The sequence below is a fragment of the Bradyrhizobium sp. UFLA01-814 genome (genome assembly GCF_046718885.1).
In the GTDB taxonomy this organism is placed as follows: Bacteria; Pseudomonadota; Alphaproteobacteria; order Rhizobiales; family Xanthobacteraceae; genus Bradyrhizobium; species Bradyrhizobium elkanii.
The window spans coordinates 1-17,105 of sequence record NZ_JAQOSR010000176.1 but is presented as its reverse complement, the minus strand read 5'-3'; the positions used below and the strand labels follow the sequence as shown (position 1 = coordinate 17,105).

The window sequence follows — 17,105 nt, the reverse complement described above, 5'->3', positions numbered from 1 at the left end:
CTCGAGCACACCTCCATCACCACAACCCGGCGGACATTATCAATTCGCGCAGAATGGAAAATAGGTGTCGATAGGCAAAAGGTAGATATCAAGCTGCATCTAGCTGGTACGCGGCAACGCAGCATTCGAATTGCCTATCGCTCCATTGATCTTCTCGATCAAGAAGACGATCCGGGCGTCGCTGCGTTCGGTGATCTCGACCTTGTCGCCGGTCTCCTGGATCAGGGCCGGGATATCGATCACCGAAAGCGGATCGGTGCAATGCACCTCGAGGAAATCTCCTGCCGTCACGCTCCTGAGGGCCTTGCGCGTCTTCAGCGCCGGCAGCGGGCATTTCAGGCCGGTGAGATCAAGCTTCGTCGTTGTCATGGTTCGACCATGGCGAAGCCGTCCTGCATCGTCAACGCCGCCTCCTCATCCACTTCAGCCTTCGGCCGGAGCCTGCGCGAGCACGTCGTCGACGGGGATCGCGGCGCGCAGCATCAATTCGGCAACGTCTTCGATATCGTCGAGATGCGCGACCGGCAGCGTGGTTGCAACGGCGACGTCGCTGGCAATCCCGACCACGCGCGGGTCGTCGGGAAACAGCAGCGGCTTGCCGTTGGCGGCGCGGTACACCTCGATCTTGTTGACCGCCTCGCGCTTGAAGCCTTCGACCACGACCAGATCGACTTGCGCCATCTTGGCGAGCAGCTCCGGCAGCCGCGGCTCATCGGCGCCGCGCAGCTCGTGCATCAGCGCCCAGCGCCGCGTCGAGGACACCAGCACCTCGGTCGCACCGGACTGTCGGTGCACCCAGGAGTCCTTGCCGGGCACGTCGACATCGAATTCATGGTGGGCGTGCTTGATCACGGAGACGCGCAGGCCGCGGCCCAGCAGGCATGGGATCACCCGCGACAGCAGGGTGGTCTTGCCGGCACCGCTCCAGCCCGCGAGGCCAATCACTTTCATACGCGTCTCCGAAGACATACCAATCGTTAGGGCATCCACGCCTGCTGTTCCGCCGACATGGATGGCCGGGACCAGCCGTGACGACGGAAGCCGCGACCTGCGCCCAACGCTGCTTATATCAGCCTTGGAGCAATGTCATGCCAGGCTTGCCGGCGGATGCGGATCGACTGGCTCGCTAGAGGACAGCCCTCGGAAACTCCTGCAGCAGCTGTGCCCACAGCACCGCGAACGCGATCAGGCCACAGACCCCAAGCGCCGCGGTGAATCTCGGCAATCGGCCGATGGCGACGAGCAGCCAGGCCGGCAGGAAGAACAGGCCGAACACCATGCCGAGCGGAAACACCGCCAGCCACTGGAAGCCGGTGCCATCGCCAGGCGGCACATGGGCGATGGCGTAGAAGGTGTAGAGCCAGAACAAGGTGCCGGCCGCCGCGATGAGGGCGGCGACCTTGCGAAAATTGACGGTGTCGAGTGCCATGGTGGATTGGTCGCCGCCATCGGCGAACCAGTTCACGGGCCGCCGCGCAAGTCGGGCTCACCCAAGTGGCTCGGCAGCGTCGGGCTCGCCCCGTGCGGCTCGCTATCCCGCAGGGTCAGTCGTTTCGTTGACTGACCGGCCGCCCCGGCTTGGCCAGCCTTGCTGACCGGCTCTCTCTCGGGGGCTGGTCACGCATCCGCAGCCTCTTCCGCGGCCGCTGCGTATCGACTGCCAGCACTTCTTCCAGCGTTGTATTCCTAAAACGAAGCCTTCTTAACATCGCTCCGCTCCTCGAGCGGGTGGGAGCCCCATTGGTCGCTCAACCACCGACGTCCGCAACAGGGCCCATGTCGGTGATGAGAGATAACCAGCGACGGGACGCTTTGCTCCAAGGGAGCCACTGCATCCTTCGTCTGACGACGCGCGATCCCGCTATCCACCGGATTTACCTCAAAATTTCCAATGCGCAGGGCGATCGGAACACGATAATGTGCACCGTGGAGGACCATGTATGCCTCGCTCACCTTCGATTGTGCCGCATTCAATCGACCACGACACCTATCTGGTGCTGAACGATTTTGGCCGACTGGGTCGTGCCTGGAGCGAAACCGATGAAGAAGGCACTGACCGGAAAACGTTGATCCGCCGCCTGCTGGATGACCAGTACAGCCGTCCGGTCCGCATCGTGGCCTTCAATACCAATGAAGGATGGTCGCGCGATGTCACGACCGACATTGCCGACGAGCTTCGGCGCCGTTTCGTCGAATACGAAGAGGTCCCGCGCTCCGTGCTGGAGTTCGTGGAGACGGCCATGCGGCACTGAGCTGGATCCGCAACGCACAGGCCCTCTCACAACGCGATCGTTCGGCCCCGGCAAGCATCCGCCAAACGACAATTTTCCTAGCAATCTCAACGCGATTCGGCTGCCGCGCAGCGCCGCTCCGCCATAAGGCAATATTAAGAGCATTTGTCTTACCTGTTCTCCCGTTCAAAGGGAGACCGGTCCAGTGCGCAATCGTGGTGGCGTTCGAGACGCCGTAAGCCTGACAAACCGGGTCCTGGTCACGGCGATCTTTTTGGCATCGGGCGCGGCATCGCTGATCCTGCAGGTTCTCTGGTTCAAGCAACTGCAATTCGTGCTGGGAAGCGCGACCGTCTCCGTCAGCGTCACGGTGGCAAGCTTCTTTTTCGGCCTCTCGCTCGGCAGCGCCCTGGGAGGCCGGATCGCCGACACCGTCAGCCGCCCCCTGAAAATCTACGGGTTTCTCGAACTCGCTCTCGCGCTCGTTTCTCTCGCGGTCACCGCGTTCCTGTCGCATTGGCCGACATGGGTGGGCTGGCTGTCACCGATGCTGGACCTGGAGTCGCCATTCCGGCTGCCTCTCATGGTCGCCGTGTCGCTCGCCATCCTGTCGCTGCCGACGATGTTGATGGGCGCGACCCTGCCCTTCCTGGTGAAATTCCTGACCCGCACACAGACCGACCTCGCCAATCGCATCGGTCTGCTCTACGGGTTCAACACGCTGGGCGCCGCCATCGGCACCCTGGCTGTCGGCTTTGTGCTGATGGGCCTTTGGGGCATCGCAGGATCGAGCCTGGTTGCGGCAGCGCTGTATATCTGCGTCGGCGTTGTGGCCCTGTTCGTTGCGCGCGGCGCAAGCCCGCTTTTGCCGGTTGCGGCACGGGCGCCGGTGCAAACCGCCGCGACCGCGCGTGACAGGACGTCGATCCTGATCTGGATTTTCGCGTGCTCCGGTTTTGTGTCGATCGCCTATGAGGTCGTCTGGTTCCGATTCCTGACCAATGTCAGCACCTCGAGTGTCTACGCATTCTCGGGCATGCTCGGCGTTTACCTGCTTGGGCTCGTGATCGGCGCCCTGATCTGCGCCAAACTGCTTGCCCCCCGCAAGGATCAGTTGCTGCGATACTTCGCCGTGACGCAGCTGCTGATCGCGGTTGCGGCCACGCTGACCGTCGGAATACTCGGCAAGGCGCGGACCATGGGAGTAGCGCTGTCTCCCGTCGTATCGGGCCTGCTTCCAGTCCCGGTGCAGGAGCTGTTGGGAGGTGACGTTTCATTCTTCCTGGTCTGCGCTGTTGCCCTGTTGCTGCCGACGACGCTGATCGGCATCAGCTTTCCGCTGGCCAGCGAACTGACCGTGATGCAGATGAGCGCGCTGGGCCGCAGGATCGGCACGCTCTACGCGTTGAACACGATCGGCGGCGTCGTGGGCTCGCTGGCGGCGGGGTTTCTGCTGATCCCCTGTCTGGGCAGCCAGGGCGCGCTCACCGCGCTGATTGTCGTGAACGTCCTGCTGTTCGTCGCGACGACCGTGTCGCAGCCGGATCTTCTGAGGGAAAGAAGCCTGTGGCGGCAAGGGACGATCGCCGCGAGCGTCATCGCCGTAGCGCTGCTGCTCTTCACCCCACACTATCTGGAGCGGGTCCTGACCGCGATCGAAGGCGCCAATGTGCTCGAGTTGCGGGAAACCCGGCAAGCGACCTTTGCTGTCGTCGAGTATCGCGAGAAGGCGGCGGGCACCTATCAGCAATTGGTGGTGAATTCGAAGAGCTATGCCAACAACCGTCCCGAGGGCAGACGCTACATGGCCGCGATGGGGCACTATCCCATTCTGCTGCACCAGGGCCCGGTTGAAACGGCTGTCGTCATTTGCATCGGGACCGGGACCACGGTGGGAGCGGTCAGCACCCATGAGGAATTGCAATCCATCGACGCGGTGGATCTGGCATCGACGGTTTTCGAATTCGCGCCCCACTTCGTGCCGATCAACAAGCAATTCTATCAAAATCCCAAAGTTCATCAGATCGTCGCGGACGGGCGCCACTTCCTGCTGGGCACCAAGGAGACATTTGACGTCATCACGCTCGAGCCGCCCCCGCCTCATGATGCCGGCGTCATCAACCTCTACACGGAGGAATTCTATGCGCTGGCAAAGCAGAAGATGCGTCCCGGCGGCGTTCTCGCGCAATGGGTGCCGCTGGATTTCAACCGCGGCATTCTTCCGAAGATGATACTCAAGGCCATGATGGGCCAGTTCAAGCATGTCTCGCTGTGGCTGCCGTCCAGAATGGAAGGCGTGGCGATCGCCTCAGATGAACCGTTGAACATCGATCCGCGCGAGCTCGCCATGCGCATGTCGAAGCCCGCGGTGGCTGAAGACCTGACGGCAAACGGCCTCGGCTCGCCCGAGGATTTCCTGGCGACATTCATCGCCGCCGATGAAAAACTCGCGGCCTTTGTCGGGGATGTGCCGAGCCTCACGGATGATCGGCCGCGTCTTGAATATTACAACTGGTATCCGCTGAGTTCGGTCAGCGTGGACGAACTGAAGCGCCTCCGCGAGCCGGTGGAAGCCTATCTTGCCGACCGTTCCATCGACAGATCCCGTCTCGACACCGCGCGCACGGTGGCCAACGCGATCCTGGATGAGCACAAGGCCACGGCCGACGGCGACAAGTCCGCCGCCCGAGCAGCGCTTCGCCTGGCCGTCAAACTGGACCCGGACAATTCCTATGTCGACTTCCTGGACCGCAAGCTAAGCGAGTGATCAGGGTGCCTCCGGCACACCGCATCAGGAAGTCCCGAATGTCGCGAGAATGCGGAAGTTTGACTCACAGCCAGCGCAACAAACTCATTGTCGTCCCTGCGAAAGCAGGGACGACAGCAGTGATTGCTGCGGCACTCGCGCGCGCCATGCACACGCCAACACTCACGCTACGCCGGCCTGAACCCCGCCTTCGTCAATGCGGCCCGCCCTTCATCCGACGCCAGTGCATCGAGAAAGGCCTGCACCGCGGGCCGCTGCTTGCGCGCCGTCACCAATGCGAAGTCATAATGCTCTTCGGCAAGCGGTATGAAGCCGAGCCCCGACGCATCGGCGACCGGCGCGATGGTCATGCCCCAGTCGGCGCGGTGCTGCGCCACCGCGGCCGCAACTGCATTGTGCGAGCGCGGCTGATTCCAGTAACCGTCGGGCCGGCTGCCCGCCAGCAGGCGATCGATCAGGATGCGGGTGCCGGCGCCCTGGTTGCGGTTGACCATGATGCAGGCGGGATCGGCGAGCGCGGCGCGCACCGCCTGCTCTGCGCTCAGGCCGGCAAAGCGGGTGTCGTCCTTGCGAAACACGATGCCCTGCATGCGCCGCCAGCCCGCCACCAGCTCGAGCCCGTCGGCCAGGTACGGCGTGTTGTAGGTCTCGGTCTTGTCGTCGAACAGATGGATCGGCGCAAGATCGCATTCGCCGCGCTTGGCGGCCGCGAGCCCGCCGAGGCTGCCGACCGCGATCGAACGCACTACAAGCCCGGCATGCGCCAGCGGCGCGGTGACGAGATCGAGCCCGGTGCAATGGCTGCCGACGATGACGAGATCGGGCACCCGCACATGCGGCGTGAACAGCGTCACCTCGGCCTCGCTGCCGGCCGGCAGCTGGTCGGCCAACGCCTCGATCTTCAGGAAGCCGTCGGCTTGCGCGAACGAGGTGATCGCGCCCGAGCCCTTGCCGCTCGGATAGGCGATCAGGCCGTCGGCGCCCTCGACCAGCGACACCATCACGAACTCGGTACGCCCGAGCTCGGAGGCGATGCGCACCGGCACCTTCGCCGCCACCTTGGCATCGGATCGCGGCGGCAGCCCGGCCATCCGCCGCAGCGCCGGCACGATCATGTCGTGGAAGGTGAACATCGCCGAGGTCGGAAAGCCGGGCAGGATGACCACCGGCTTGCCGTCGCACACCGCAAGGCACAGCGGCTTTCCGGGCTTCAGCGCCACGCCATGTGCAATGATGCCAGGCTTGCCGAGGCGAGTGATGATCCGGTGCGAGACGTCGCCCGCGCCCTTGGAGGTGCCGCCCGACAGCACCAGCATGTCGCTGTCCGCCAGCGCCTTGCGCATCGCGGCCTCGAGCATCGCCTCGTTGTCGGCGATCGCGCCAAGGAACGAAGCGTCGCCGCCGTTCTCGGCAATCGCCGCGGTGACAATCGCACCATTGGTGTCGTAGATCGCGGCCGGCCGCAGCGTCTCACCCGGCTGCACCAGTTCGTCGCCGGTCGAGAGGATTGCGACGCGCGGACGGCGCGTCACCTGAACGTCGGCGATGCCGCAGGCCGCGAGCATGCCGATCTCTCGCGACCCGATCATCGTTCCCGCGCGCAGCAGCGCCTCGCCGCGCGCGATGTCGGAGCCGGCATAGGACACGAACTGGCCGGGCGACGCCGCACGCCGGACCTCGATGGTGCCGTGACCGGCGGGCTGGGTGTGCTCGACCATCACGATGGCATCCGCACCGCGCGGCACCGGACCGCCGGTCGCAATCGCAGTTGCAGTACCCGGGAGCACCGGCAGGGCCGGCGCAGTCCCGCACGAAATCGTCTCGTCGTTCAGCACGAGCTCCACCGGCGCGGCCTCGCCGGCGCGCGCCAGATCGGCCGAGCGCACCGCAAAGCCGTCGACATTGGAGCGATCGAATGGCGGCACGTCGATCGGCGCCACCACGTCCTCCGCCAGTGCACGGCCGAGCGCATCGGCGAGCAGCCGTCTCTCGGACGGCAATTGGCGCGGGAACAGCGCCGCCTCGAAGCGTGCGAGCGCCTCCTCGCGCGACAGGATGGTCAGGAACTGGTCCTGCTCGACGGACGGATTGGGTTTCGGCGTGAAACTGTTGGTCATCTCGGGAACTCACTCCCGCAACATATAGGCATCGACCACCGTGCCCGCAGCGAAGCCCTCGGCGGCGCCAGGCACGATCAGCAGGGCTTCGGCGCGCGCAATGGCATCGAGCGACAGGTCGCCGGTCGCAAGCGCCGCCCAGGAACCTTGCTCGCGTATCAGCAGCACGACCTCGGCAACGCCGACGCCGGAGGCGATCTTGCGTTCCAGCGGCAGCGCCAGCGTTTTGCGCGAGCGCCGACCCGACAGGCGGTCGAGCAGGGGAAGCGCAATCGCCCACCAGACCGCGAAAGCCTGATCCGGCGCGCCCGGCAAGGCGACGACCGGAGTGGTATGGATCCGTCCGATCGCCGTGGTGCGCCCGGGCTGCAGGGCAATGCCGTGCGCGATCAGTGCGCCGCGCGATGCCAGTGCATTCACTGTCGCATCGGTGTGACCAACGCCGGTGCCCCCGATCGTGATCATCAGATCGCAGCCGTCGGTATCGAGTGCGTTTGCAATCGCCGCCACATCGGGTGCCGCCTCGATGCCGACGACCTCAGCGCCCGCGAGGCGCGCGGTGTCGGCGATCAGTTGTGCGGTCAGCTCACCATTGGCGATGTTGACGATACGAAGCCGCGGCCGTCGCACGCGCAACATCTGCAGTCCGGCCGCGCGCGCGAGCAGCAGGCCGCGCGGCAGCAGCGGCTCCCCGGCTGCGATCACGGTGCGCCCAACGGCGATGTCGCTGCCGCCACGCCTGACGCCCTGTCCCGGGATCGCTTCGGCGAGCACCTGCGGAAGCGGACCGGAGATATCGACGGCATCGGCATCGACCACGCAGTCGGTGCCTTCAGGCATCGCGGCGCCTGCCGCCACCCAGACCGGAGGTTCGGCCAGCGGCAACGGCGCATAGGACGACGCGCCGACCAGGTCATTGGCGCGCATCGCCCACCCGTCGCTGACCGCGACATCGTGCGGCGGGTAGGCGCGCAAGGCCGGCATCTCGGCTGCAATGCAGCGCAAGGCGTCGGCCGGCGGCAACGCGATCGGCTGGACCGGCCCGACGTCGCGCAGCACGGCAGCCAGTGCCGCATCGAGCGGGGTGAGCGAAGGCGGAAGGCGCTGGGCGGTGACCATGGCCCGCTATGGACTGAATCGGCCCCGAATGAAACTGCCCCTCGCCGCGCCGGGGCTGCGTCATTAGACCGATGGCGCGTTGACGCAGGCCCCAATATAGTTGCAAAAGAAACCAATATGACCAGGTCCCCGAAGGCCCGGCACGACCAATAATGGCCAATGCGCCAATTCAGGAGGGAGACAGAATGAAGGCCACCAGACTAGCCATGTTCGGGACGCTCGCAGCCGCGCTGCTGGCCTCCCCGACCGTATCGGCGCAGGTATCCGACGACATCGTCAAGATCGGCGTGCTGACCGACATGAACGGCCCCGCCTCGACGCCGACCGGCCAGGGCTCGGTCACCGCCGCGCAGATGGCCATCGACGATTTCGGCGGCAAGGTGCTCGGCAAGCCAATCTCGGTGATCGTCGGCGATCACCAGCTCAAGCCGGATATCGGCGCGACCATCGCGCGACGCTGGTATGACGTCGATCAGGTCGACCTCATCGTCGACGTGCCGGTCTCGGCGGTCGGGCTCGCGGTGCAGAACATCGCGAACGAAAAGAAGAAGCTGTTCATCACGCACTCGACCGGCGCGACCGATTTCCACGGCAAGTTCTGCTCGCCCTATGCGATACAGTGGGTGTTCGACACCAGGGCGCTCGCGGTCGGCACCGCGCAGGAGGTGGTGAAGCGCGGCGGCGACAGCTGGTTCTTCATCACCGACGATTATGCGTTCGGCCACTCGCTGGAGAAGGACGCCTCCGCGATCGTGACCAAGAACGGCGGCAAGGTGCTCGGCGCGGTGCGGCCGCCGTTTGCGACGCCCGATCTGTCGTCCTTCATCCTGCAGGCGCAGGCCTCGAAGGCCAAGATCATCGGCATTGCCGGCGGACCGCCCAACAACACCAACGAGATCAAGACCGCCGCCGAGTTCGGCGTCTTCGCCGGCGGGCAGCAGATGGCGGCACTGCTGGCGCTGATCACCGACATCCACTCGATCGGGCTGTCGGCCGCGCAGGGCCTGCTGCTGACCACCTCGTTCTACTGGGACATGGACGACAAGACCCGCGAGTGGTCGAAGCGCTATTTCGCCAAGATGAACCGGATGCCGACGATGTGGCAGGCCGGCGTCTACTCCTCCGTGACCGCCTATCTGAACGCGATCAAGGATGCCGGCACCGACGATCCGCTCAAGGTCGCGGCCAAGATGCGCGAGAAGCCGGTCGAGGATTTCTTCGCCCGCAACGGCAAGCTGCGCGAGGACAATCTGATGGTGCACGACCTCTGGCTCGTGCAGGTCAAGACCCCGGCCGAGTCGAAATATCCGTGGGACTATTACAAGATCCTGGCCAAGATCTCCGGCGAGGACGCGTTCGGCCCGCCGGACCCGGCCTGCGCGATGGCGAAGAAGTGACGACCGAAGGTCGTCATTCCGGGATGGTGCGCAAGCACCAGACCCGGAATCTCGAGATGCCGGGTTCGATGCTGACGCATCGCCCCGGAATGACCTCTGCATGGACGCGATGACGCGTCCATGCAGAGGTCACTTCGCCACCCCGATCTCGCGGAAATATCTGAGCACGCCGGGGTGGATCAGGTTGACATCAGGCGCGGCGGCGACGGTGTTCGCCGCCGTGGTCTCGCACGCCTGGGCGAGCTTGTTGCAGAAGGTCGCCTCGATACCGTGCAGCGTCTTCGCCAGCCGATAGGCGACATCGTCGGGCAAGGTCTCGCGCACCAGGATGTAGCTCCAGGAGCCGACCGAAGAGATTGCCGCGGTCTGCTTCGGATAGCTGCCGGCGGGGATCGTCAGCGGCTTGAGGAAAGTGTGCTTGGCACGGATGCGGGCGATCTCGTCCGTGGTCGGCGCGATGAAGCGCGCGCCGGTGGCGCTCTCGACCATCTTGGTGAAGCCGGGCCAGCCGATGCCGGCGCCCCACAATGCGGCGGCGCGGCCGTCCTCGACCATCGCGGGCCCGTCGCCGGCGCGATCGAGATAGATCGACTTGAAGTCCTCGTCCTGCTTCAGCCCGATGCCGTCGAGGATGTAGCGCGACAGGATCGGCAGGCCGGAACCCTTGGCGCCGAACGCAACGGGCTGGCCGACCAGATCCTGGATCGTCTTGTAGGGGCTGTCCGCCCGCACCACGAACATGCCGGGACTCGAATACATCGCGGTGAGGATCTTCAGCCTGGTGGCCTTCGGCCGGCCGATGCCCATGAAAGCTTCATAGGACGGCTCGCCGGCCACGGTTGCGATATCGATGTCGCCGGCCTCGAGCAGCGGGATGTTCTCACTGGAGCCCTTGGTGTTGCGCGGCTCGATCGACAGCGTCGGGTCGGCCGCATTCATCACCTCGGCAAAGGCATTGCCATACAGCGGAAAGCCGCCACCCGGCGTCGCCGTGGCGAAACTGATCGTGGTTTTGGAAATGGTCTTGCTCCCCTCTTGCGCCGCCGCCCCGCCCGCGAGCAGCAGCGCGCCGGCGCACACCATAACAGCGAATTTCATCCCGAGCCTCAAGCATTCCACACGAACCCGACTATCGTCGCACGGGCGACGTCGTAGGCAAAGCCAGCGTTTTGTGAAACCATGCCGGCAACAGTCACAAGAAAATGACGGGAGAGACGATGATCCGGTTCGCGCGTGCTGCCTTGCTTGGTTTGATTTGCTGCCTCGCCTCGATTGCCCCCTCATCCGCATCCGACTATCCGAACCGCCCGGTACGCTGGGTGATCGGGTTTGCCGCCGGCGGCCCGGTCGACATCGTCGCCCGCATCATGAGCCAGTGGCTGTCGGATCACTTCGGCCAGCAATTCATCGTCGAGAACCGCACCGGATCGGGCGGCAACATCGCCGCCGCCGCCGCGATCAACTCGCCGGCTGACGGCTATACGCTATTGTTCGTCGCGCCCAACAACGCGATCTCGACCTCGCTCTACAAAAAGCTGCCGTTCGACTTCCTGCGCGACACCACCCCGGTCGCGAGCATCATGCAGCTCACCAACATGCTGGTGGTCTCGAACGCGATGCCGGTGAAGACCGTCCAGGAGTTCATCGACTACTGCAAGGCCAATCCCGGCAAGATCTCCTATGCTTCTTCGGGCAACGGCACCTCGGTGCACATGTCGGCCGAACTGTTCAAGGCGATGACCAAGTGCGACATGCTGCATGTGCCGTATCGGGGATCCGCGATCGCCTTCCCCGACATCATCTCCAACAAGGTGCAGCTGATCTTCGACAATCTGCCGTCGGCGCTGGAGCAGGCCCGCGGCGGCAGCGTCCGCGCGCTCGGCGTCACCTCGCCGCAGCGCTGGGCGGGCGTGCCCGACGTGCCGGCGATCGCCGAGACCGTGCCGGGCTTCGAGGCGGTCGGCTTCTACGGCATCTCGGCGCCGAAGGGCACCCCGCCGGAGATCGTCGATGCCCTCAACAAGGCGGTGGGTGAAGCGCTGAAGGATCCCAAGCTCGTGGCGCGCCTCGCCGAAGTCGGCGGCATCCCGAAGCCGATGGCCCCGGCCGAATTCGGCAAGCTGGTGGCCGACGAGACCGAGAAATGGCGCAAAGTCGTCGAGTTCGCCGGCGTCTCGGTGGATTGAGGCGCCGGTCGCCAGGGAGACGAAGGCCAGGCAAGATGGCTGCCGGCCGCTGTTCCAGCGATGCCAGCCGCGAGACGTGGCTGGCCCGGCGGCGATGGCACAGGGAAGCGGGGGCGGCATTGCCGAAACCGCGGTCACCCTGTAAACGGAGCCCGCACCGTTGCCGGCCGCGCCCCGCGGCCCGCAAGGCGGCGGGGCCTGTAGCTCAATGGTTAGAGCCGGCCGCTCATAACGGTCTGGTTGCAGGTTCGAGTCCTGCCGGGCCCACCAGCAAGATCAGCGTCTTACCGAGCCTTCATTGCCCGCAGCGCGACGACCGCACCAGAAACCGCACCAGATACGTGCTCTTTTCGTTCGTGAGGGGTGGCGCTCCACTTCCACGCCAAGATCATCCTCGCAGCAAAGTGCCATCTCCGCTAAAGGCGCAGCTGGCATTGAGCGGCAATGCGGGCTTCCCGAACGCTACCCCGCGCTGCCAAAGATTCCGCGCGTGCAACAGGCTGGCTCGCAAGCCCGTCAGGCCGTACTATATTCGATCGATATCGGCAAAGGTGTGCAACCCGGTTTGCGCCTTCATCTGCTCCCCCGCGAACTGCATCGGCACGGGGTTCCGGAAGATCAAATGACCTTCAACGCGCGGCGTCCCGGACATACCAACATAGGCCTGCAACTTGGGAAGATGCTGCGTGATCAGATCGATCCTGTCGAGATGCTTCCTTAGGTCGTCGCGCTTGCCCTTGTCGTCGATCTCGCCCCGATAATCCGAGAGCTGCTCGGCGATTTCGCCTTCCGTCTTGCGATATTGCAAGTCCTTGCACTCGCAAAGCAGGAGACGACCGGTAGCATCATTCCAAGCAAGTACGTCGACGTCGCCATAATCTCGATCGAAGCGAGCACGCAGAATCTCCGTGACCTTCTTTTCGACGGCGGTCTTCCAACCAAGCTCAGTCAACCGCTCGGCGACTTTCTTGGCAAACTCACTACCCATCTTGTTACGGGAGGATCCTGCCCATGCTTTCATTTTCGGCTTGAGCTGCCAGAGCGGGAAATCGCCGCGGTGATAGTTGCCGAGCATGTAGACGACGGCTTCCCTCACGAGGCCTGGCGCCAGAATGAAAGTCGGATCATCCTGCAGATCAATTTGGATCAGAGGTTTTCGCAAAACGGAAAGCCGGCGCCGAAAACGCCATGGAAACCGATCTTTTTCATTGAATCCAGCGGGCACGGTACGCCACAGCGGCCTACTGGCAAGAGTGAGATTCTCCAAAATGCGACCTGCTATACTCGATGAAATGGCAGCCTCGCAGCCAAAGAATCCCAGCAACTGGCTCTTCTTAATAGAAACTATCGCGCGCCCGGTTTTCAGGACGTTGTCCTCCAGAGTATCGAGAAACTTGCGCATCTCATCAAATGTCCCGCCGGTCTCTTCCTCCCAAGCTTGCCAGAACGGATCCGGCCACGGACTCGTGTCCGTCGGGACCGCTTCAATCTCTTCAAATCCTTCAGCGTACGAATTGACGTCGTCATCGACCCGCAGGTCGCTTGCCACGCGGGCAAACGGTACAAGGATTCGGTCATAAAAGGAGAAGTTTGCGTGGATATCGCCGAGAGGCGTCACGTGCAAGCGTGGCTCCATGCCGCCCCATCTGATCGCGTCCGACCAGCCGCCGAGCCTTTGGATCATCATGATCTTTGCCATAAGGCCGGACAGATCAAGCTTGCCAATTCTGCGCCCGCCCGCCAGCGGGCACTCACAGATCGCAAACTCAATCAGAACGCGCGACGTCAGAAAAACCGCACTGAGACGCGATTCACGTTCGACCATCGTGTCCCGGGCCGCCGTCTTGTCGTTGTGCAAGGCTAAGACGGCGGCGGCGGTACGTTTCCAGTTATCCCGCTCTGCTGCGGCGCTCTCGTGGTTCATGAGGACGATTGAGAGTACCGAGCGACGATCGAGCTGGCGAAGTTCCTGACAGACTTCATCTTCGAGAAGCTCGACAAGGGGATTGAGGTAAGAGAGGCATTTTTTCGTTCCGGCGATATCACCACCCTGCGCTCGCGTGCGCTGACGCCAACCAAGGCCGAGCTTGAGAAATGCGTCGTCCTCTTCATCGATCGTGACAGGGCCAGCCCAAATTGCGTCCCGTACGTAATCCCGAAAGGTGGCGGCGAGGAACGCGTGAGCCTGCCGCGCGTAGGCATTAGGTACGATCTCTTTAAGCAACGCACCCCGCTCCGGATCGGAAAGATTTCGACCTGCTAGCGCCGCGAAACTCTCAAGGAGGCTGTCGACAAGAGCCTGTTCGGCTATGTTTTCGGGATGGAATAATGCCTCTTCGAAGCGGGGATCAATCGTGAGGGTGACGGTCGCGTTGGCATGGTCAATGGACGAAGCGATTGCGGCCTTCGCTTCTTCGAATGTGAGGCGGACGCGTTTACCACTTCCTTCTTTATCGCCGAGCTGCCCTTGAAAGACGCATTTGAGCATTAGAGGCCCGGCAGGTAATCCAGAAAGGGCTCGCTCCATGACGGGAACGCCCTTGCAAAGCCATGTTTGCAGCATTCTTATTCTGTCGTAAGCGAGCGGCCGCGCCGCTTCTTCGATTATGTCTACGTCACACCACCAAACATGCGCGGGCGATTCGTATGCGGCCAGCGCGAAACCACCATCACCCCGGCCATCGACCGCGAAATAGACAGGCTTACCACTATCCTCTTCAAAGATAGACTTGCCCTCTTTACGGAGCTTCAACCATCGCCCATCCTTGGCTCTGGCGGAGTGAACGTCGAAGAAGTGCGGTACGGCTGCCCTCACATTGCGGAGAGCATTCTGTTCTATTAGAACGGTAACGCGTTGGCCGTCTTCGCCGAACTCATCTGGAATGTCGCCATGCGGAACGAGATGACCTTCCAGCGAGCGCGCCCAACCAACAAGATTAAGAAGGCCGTTCACGTTCTGGAGCGTCACGCCCAATTCACCGAGGCGCTTTTCGCTTTGCAGTAAGCGCCACAACGAAAGGGAATTAAAGTCGTTCAACCAGCACAGTGTGTGCAGATTTGGCGCGCTAACTGCCTCGAAACTCCAGCCGGGCGGCAACTGTGGAACGGAAAACTGGACAGCTGCGCGACCGATGCCGCATCCGACGAGCAGGGTCATTCCCGCACGATAGCCGGGTGAGGCACAAGCCGGACCGGTTGCAGACTCTATCCACGCTCCGACGTCTTTAGACAGTTTATCGAGGTCGGATATTTCCCCGACGAGGCCGTCTTGCGCAAAGTCCTTCAGGGGATCAACAAAAAACACCACATTGATGAACAGTCCCGGATCGACCTCCATCATAACGCCGGCGAGAAGACTATCTTCCGTGCGTCGAAATTCAATCGGAGCACCTCGGCGCTCGCCGAGCAACGGGACATCTCCAAAGAGATTACCATATTCCATCGCAAGGAAGCCGATCTGGGCTTCTCGAAGATCGACGCTTTCCATCATTTCGGTGATGAAGCGACGAATAGCAGCACTCGTCGCTGTCGGTAGTAGAAAATAGAATTCTCCATTGCGGTGCGCGATCGGAAATCGCTCTAAGGTCGAATTGCCAATCGCCTCGGAGGACAGCCTCGCGCGTTGCTCCGCCGGGAAGCCAAACGCCACAAGGTGCTCTAGCGATATTCCGTGAGCTTTAAAATCCGCCTCGGTAAAAGACACTACCTCACTCAAAGTGGTTACAGCGTCCAACAATGGAGCGGGTAACACCTTAGCTCGCGTGTCACTACCGAGCTGGTAGCGGACGAGGCCTGCTCGCCGGCAAACGAGGTCTGACAAGCGCAATAATGCGTAGACGGGTTCGCGAAGCCGGTTGACGAGGTCTCCAGCGGGGAAGAGCTCCAATAGGTTGACAAATCGCTGAAGATAAAAGCTCGCGGATTCCCAAATTCCTTCGAGCACCCGAAAGTCACCGCGCGGAGTCACGATCAGCCCTACAAAGACATCTTCGGCTGGATCTTCCCTGACACCAAGCCTTCCGTTGCCTGCTTCCCTAAAGAGGTGACCGACAATCTGTCGGTCCGGCTCCAATAGGCCGTTGCCGGTCGCCAGTGATAAATGCACGAGGGCTTCGAGGCGAAGACAGTTGCTTTGAAGCTGAGGCACGGCAAGCAGCCCTGCGAACGCTGCCGCGAGCCGCACCGGATTGAACGACTGGGCATCATGTAGGTACGCCTCTAGCTCCGCAGCGACAGGCGCCAGCTCGGTACGGCCGCCGATATCCGCCATAACTGTCATCAAGTCTTCTGAGGAGGGAGAGTGCTTGCTCAATAGACACCTGTCCAGGAAGCGTGGGAAGGGCCGAAACCCTCGCGGCGCGCCATGACAATCGCCGAAACGACCGAAACATCGCAATCCGAGGAAAATACCAGATAATGGTCTGATGCACGTGGCAGGAAGATCGCACAACTTCCAGAGATTCGCATGCGCTGTAGGACCTCCTCCGCAGTGACGGCGAGGAATTCGGAGATCGCGCTGCTGCGGATTGCCAACCTAGCGATGGGCAGCGATACCGGCGCCGGAATGAAATGAAGGCGAGCCCCTCGTGCGAGTGCCTCCGGCGAGCGACGCCTCATGATGCAACGGATCCTGCGGCAGCATAACGTTGGATGACATCGCGGCCGCCGAGGGCTACACGCCATACGCGCTTTAATCGCTAGTCGCGATGTCGTTCCGCAAACTTCCGGATGGTCTCAAGGACCTCAGTCACAGGGGCGGTCTCAACATCCGCGGGAATGAACGGATCATCGTCATGAGTTATTGCGGGCACATCAAGATCATTCAGTGAAACTTCCCAAGCATTCTTTACAACCAATTGCGTCTTCATAATTGCCAGACTCAATCCGATATCGGGGAACTCGGTTTCCGATATGAAGTGAGCGGGGGTCAGCAGATATGGTCCCGATTGACCAACAACTCGAAGGAATCCGTCGAGATTTCTCGTATTCTCTGGCGTCATCGTCTGATGACGTCCCACCATCATCACGAGCGAATTGGCATTCTCGTCGGGATCGATGTTGGTGCCAATGTACACGCGGTAAGCCGCGGGATTACTTCGCTCAATCCCCTTTAGAATTGTCACACGCAGCTTGTTTGCTTTGTCCTCGACACCGAACAGCTTTCGCCAACCTTTGAATATCTTCTCAGCGGCATCCTTATTCCTGAACCCGAGACCCAACACTGGGAGAGGTGCGACCGTCGGATCAAACAGATAGAAAACCGAACACCAGCCTGCGCTATCCCAGAG

Annotated in this window: 12 protein-coding genes and 1 tRNA gene; 5 read left to right on the top strand and 8 right to left on the bottom strand. The window is 62.5% G+C overall.

Going from position 1 to position 17,105, the window contains the following annotated elements; all coding sequences use genetic code 11:
* Nucleotides 1–99: 99 nt before the first annotated feature.
* The 3 genes from PMN64_RS35745 to PMN64_RS35735 all read right to left on the bottom strand — a co-directional run bounded on the left by PMN64_RS35745 (nucleotide 100) and on the right by PMN64_RS35735 (nucleotide 1,465).
* Nucleotides 100–369, bottom strand: coding sequence for a sulfurtransferase TusA family protein (locus PMN64_RS35745; RefSeq protein ID WP_028332714.1), 270 nt, complete (start codon nucleotides 367–369; stop codon nucleotides 100–102).
* Nucleotides 370–423: 54 nt separating this feature from the next.
* Nucleotides 424–969 carry a molybdopterin-guanine dinucleotide biosynthesis protein B gene (gene mobB, locus PMN64_RS35740; protein ID WP_411784106.1) on the bottom strand — a complete coding sequence of 182 codons (546 nt, stop codon included), beginning with the start codon at nucleotides 967–969 and terminating at the stop codon, nucleotides 424–426.
* Nucleotides 970–1,126: 157 nt separating this feature from the next.
* Nucleotides 1,127–1,465 carry a hypothetical protein gene (locus tag PMN64_RS35735; protein WP_411784104.1) on the bottom strand — a complete coding sequence of 113 codons (339 nt, stop codon included), beginning with the start codon at nucleotides 1,463–1,465 and terminating at the stop codon, nucleotides 1,127–1,129.
* A gap of 475 nt (nucleotides 1,466–1,940) precedes the next feature.
* Between PMN64_RS35735 and PMN64_RS35730 the strand changes: the two genes are divergently transcribed.
* Nucleotides 1,941–2,252, top strand: coding sequence for a hypothetical protein (locus PMN64_RS35730; protein ID WP_016847487.1), 312 nt, complete (start codon nucleotides 1,941–1,943; stop codon nucleotides 2,250–2,252).
* Nucleotides 2,253–2,436: 184 nt separating this feature from the next.
* Nucleotides 2,437–4,998 carry a fused MFS/spermidine synthase gene (locus PMN64_RS35725; protein ID WP_411784103.1) on the top strand — a complete coding sequence of 854 codons (2,562 nt, stop codon included), beginning with the start codon at nucleotides 2,437–2,439 and terminating at the stop codon, nucleotides 4,996–4,998.
* Nucleotides 4,999–5,165: 167 nt separating this feature from the next.
* Here PMN64_RS35725 and PMN64_RS35720 read toward each other — a convergent pair whose 3' ends face one another.
* Together PMN64_RS35720 and PMN64_RS35715 are read right to left on the bottom strand one after the other, a co-directional pair.
* A complete protein-coding gene (locus tag PMN64_RS35720) occupies nucleotides 5,166–7,115 on the bottom strand; it encodes a molybdopterin biosynthesis protein (RefSeq protein ID WP_411784102.1) in 1,950 nt (649 codons plus the stop codon).
* A 9-nt stretch (nucleotides 7,116–7,124) separates the two neighbouring features.
* Nucleotides 7,125–8,234, bottom strand: coding sequence for a molybdopterin-binding protein (locus PMN64_RS35715; protein WP_411784100.1), 1,110 nt, complete (start codon nucleotides 8,232–8,234; stop codon nucleotides 7,125–7,127).
* A 185-nt stretch (nucleotides 8,235–8,419) separates the two neighbouring features.
* Between PMN64_RS35715 and PMN64_RS35710 the strand changes: the two genes are divergently transcribed.
* Nucleotides 8,420–9,631 (top strand): ABC transporter substrate-binding protein, encoded by a 1,212-nt coding sequence (locus PMN64_RS35710; RefSeq protein WP_028342470.1) that lies wholly within the window; start codon nucleotides 8,420–8,422, stop codon nucleotides 9,629–9,631.
* A gap of 129 nt (nucleotides 9,632–9,760) precedes the next feature.
* On the opposite strand, the gene PMN64_RS35705 is transcribed toward PMN64_RS35710, so the two are convergent.
* Entirely contained in the window at nucleotides 9,761–10,729 is a 969-nt protein-coding gene (locus tag PMN64_RS35705; protein WP_411784099.1) for a TAXI family TRAP transporter solute-binding subunit, read from the bottom strand.
* Nucleotides 10,730–10,848: 119 nt separating this feature from the next.
* Here PMN64_RS35705 and PMN64_RS35700 point away from each other — a divergent pair, with 119 nt between their 5' ends.
* Both PMN64_RS35700 and PMN64_RS35695 read left to right on the top strand, forming a co-directional pair.
* Complete coding sequence (locus PMN64_RS35700; protein ID WP_304496571.1) at nucleotides 10,849–11,817, top strand: Bug family tripartite tricarboxylate transporter substrate binding protein; 969 nt, start codon at nucleotides 10,849–10,851, stop codon at nucleotides 11,815–11,817.
* Between the two features lie 194 nt (nucleotides 11,818–12,011).
* Nucleotides 12,012–12,087, top strand: a tRNA-Ile gene (locus PMN64_RS35695).
* A 256-nt stretch (nucleotides 12,088–12,343) separates the two neighbouring features.
* Here PMN64_RS35695 and PMN64_RS35690 read toward each other — a convergent pair.
* The gene (locus PMN64_RS35690; protein ID WP_411784098.1) at nucleotides 12,344–16,096 is read right to left on the bottom strand and encodes a hypothetical protein; all 3,753 of its coding nucleotides are present in this window, start codon (nucleotides 16,094–16,096) and stop codon (nucleotides 12,344–12,346) included.
* Between the two features lie 418 nt (nucleotides 16,097–16,514).
* Nucleotides 16,515–17,105 (bottom strand): hypothetical protein (locus PMN64_RS35685; protein ID WP_411784097.1); only part of this gene is annotated, 591 nt, incomplete at its 5' end.

Excerpts from the sequence above, each read along its gene's own strand:
- PMN64_RS35730 (WP_016847487.1), top strand. The coding sequence starts at position 1,941 with ATGCCTCGCTCACCTTCGATTGTGCCGCATTCAATCGACCACGACACC.
- PMN64_RS35715 (WP_411784100.1), bottom strand. The coding sequence starts at position 8,234 with ATGGTCACCGCCCAGCGCCTTCCGCCTTCGCTCACCCCGCTCGATGCG.
- PMN64_RS35700 (WP_304496571.1), top strand. The coding sequence starts at position 10,849 with ATGATCCGGTTCGCGCGTGCTGCCTTGCTTGGTTTGATTTGCTGCCTC.
- mobB (WP_411784106.1), bottom strand. The coding sequence starts at position 969 with ATGTCTTCGGAGACGCGTATGAAAGTGATTGGCCTCGCGGGCTGGAGC.
- PMN64_RS35705 (WP_411784099.1), bottom strand. The coding sequence starts at position 10,729 with ATGAAATTCGCTGTTATGGTGTGCGCCGGCGCGCTGCTGCTCGCGGGC.
- PMN64_RS35720 (WP_411784102.1), bottom strand. The coding sequence starts at position 7,115 with ATGACCAACAGTTTCACGCCGAAACCCAATCCGTCCGTCGAGCAGGAC.
- PMN64_RS35690 (WP_411784098.1), bottom strand. The coding sequence starts at position 16,096 with ATGACAGTTATGGCGGATATCGGCGGCCGTACCGAGCTGGCGCCTGTC.
- PMN64_RS35745 (WP_028332714.1), bottom strand. The coding sequence starts at position 369 with ATGACAACGACGAAGCTTGATCTCACCGGCCTGAAATGCCCGCTGCCG.
- PMN64_RS35710 (WP_028342470.1), top strand. The coding sequence starts at position 8,420 with ATGAAGGCCACCAGACTAGCCATGTTCGGGACGCTCGCAGCCGCGCTG.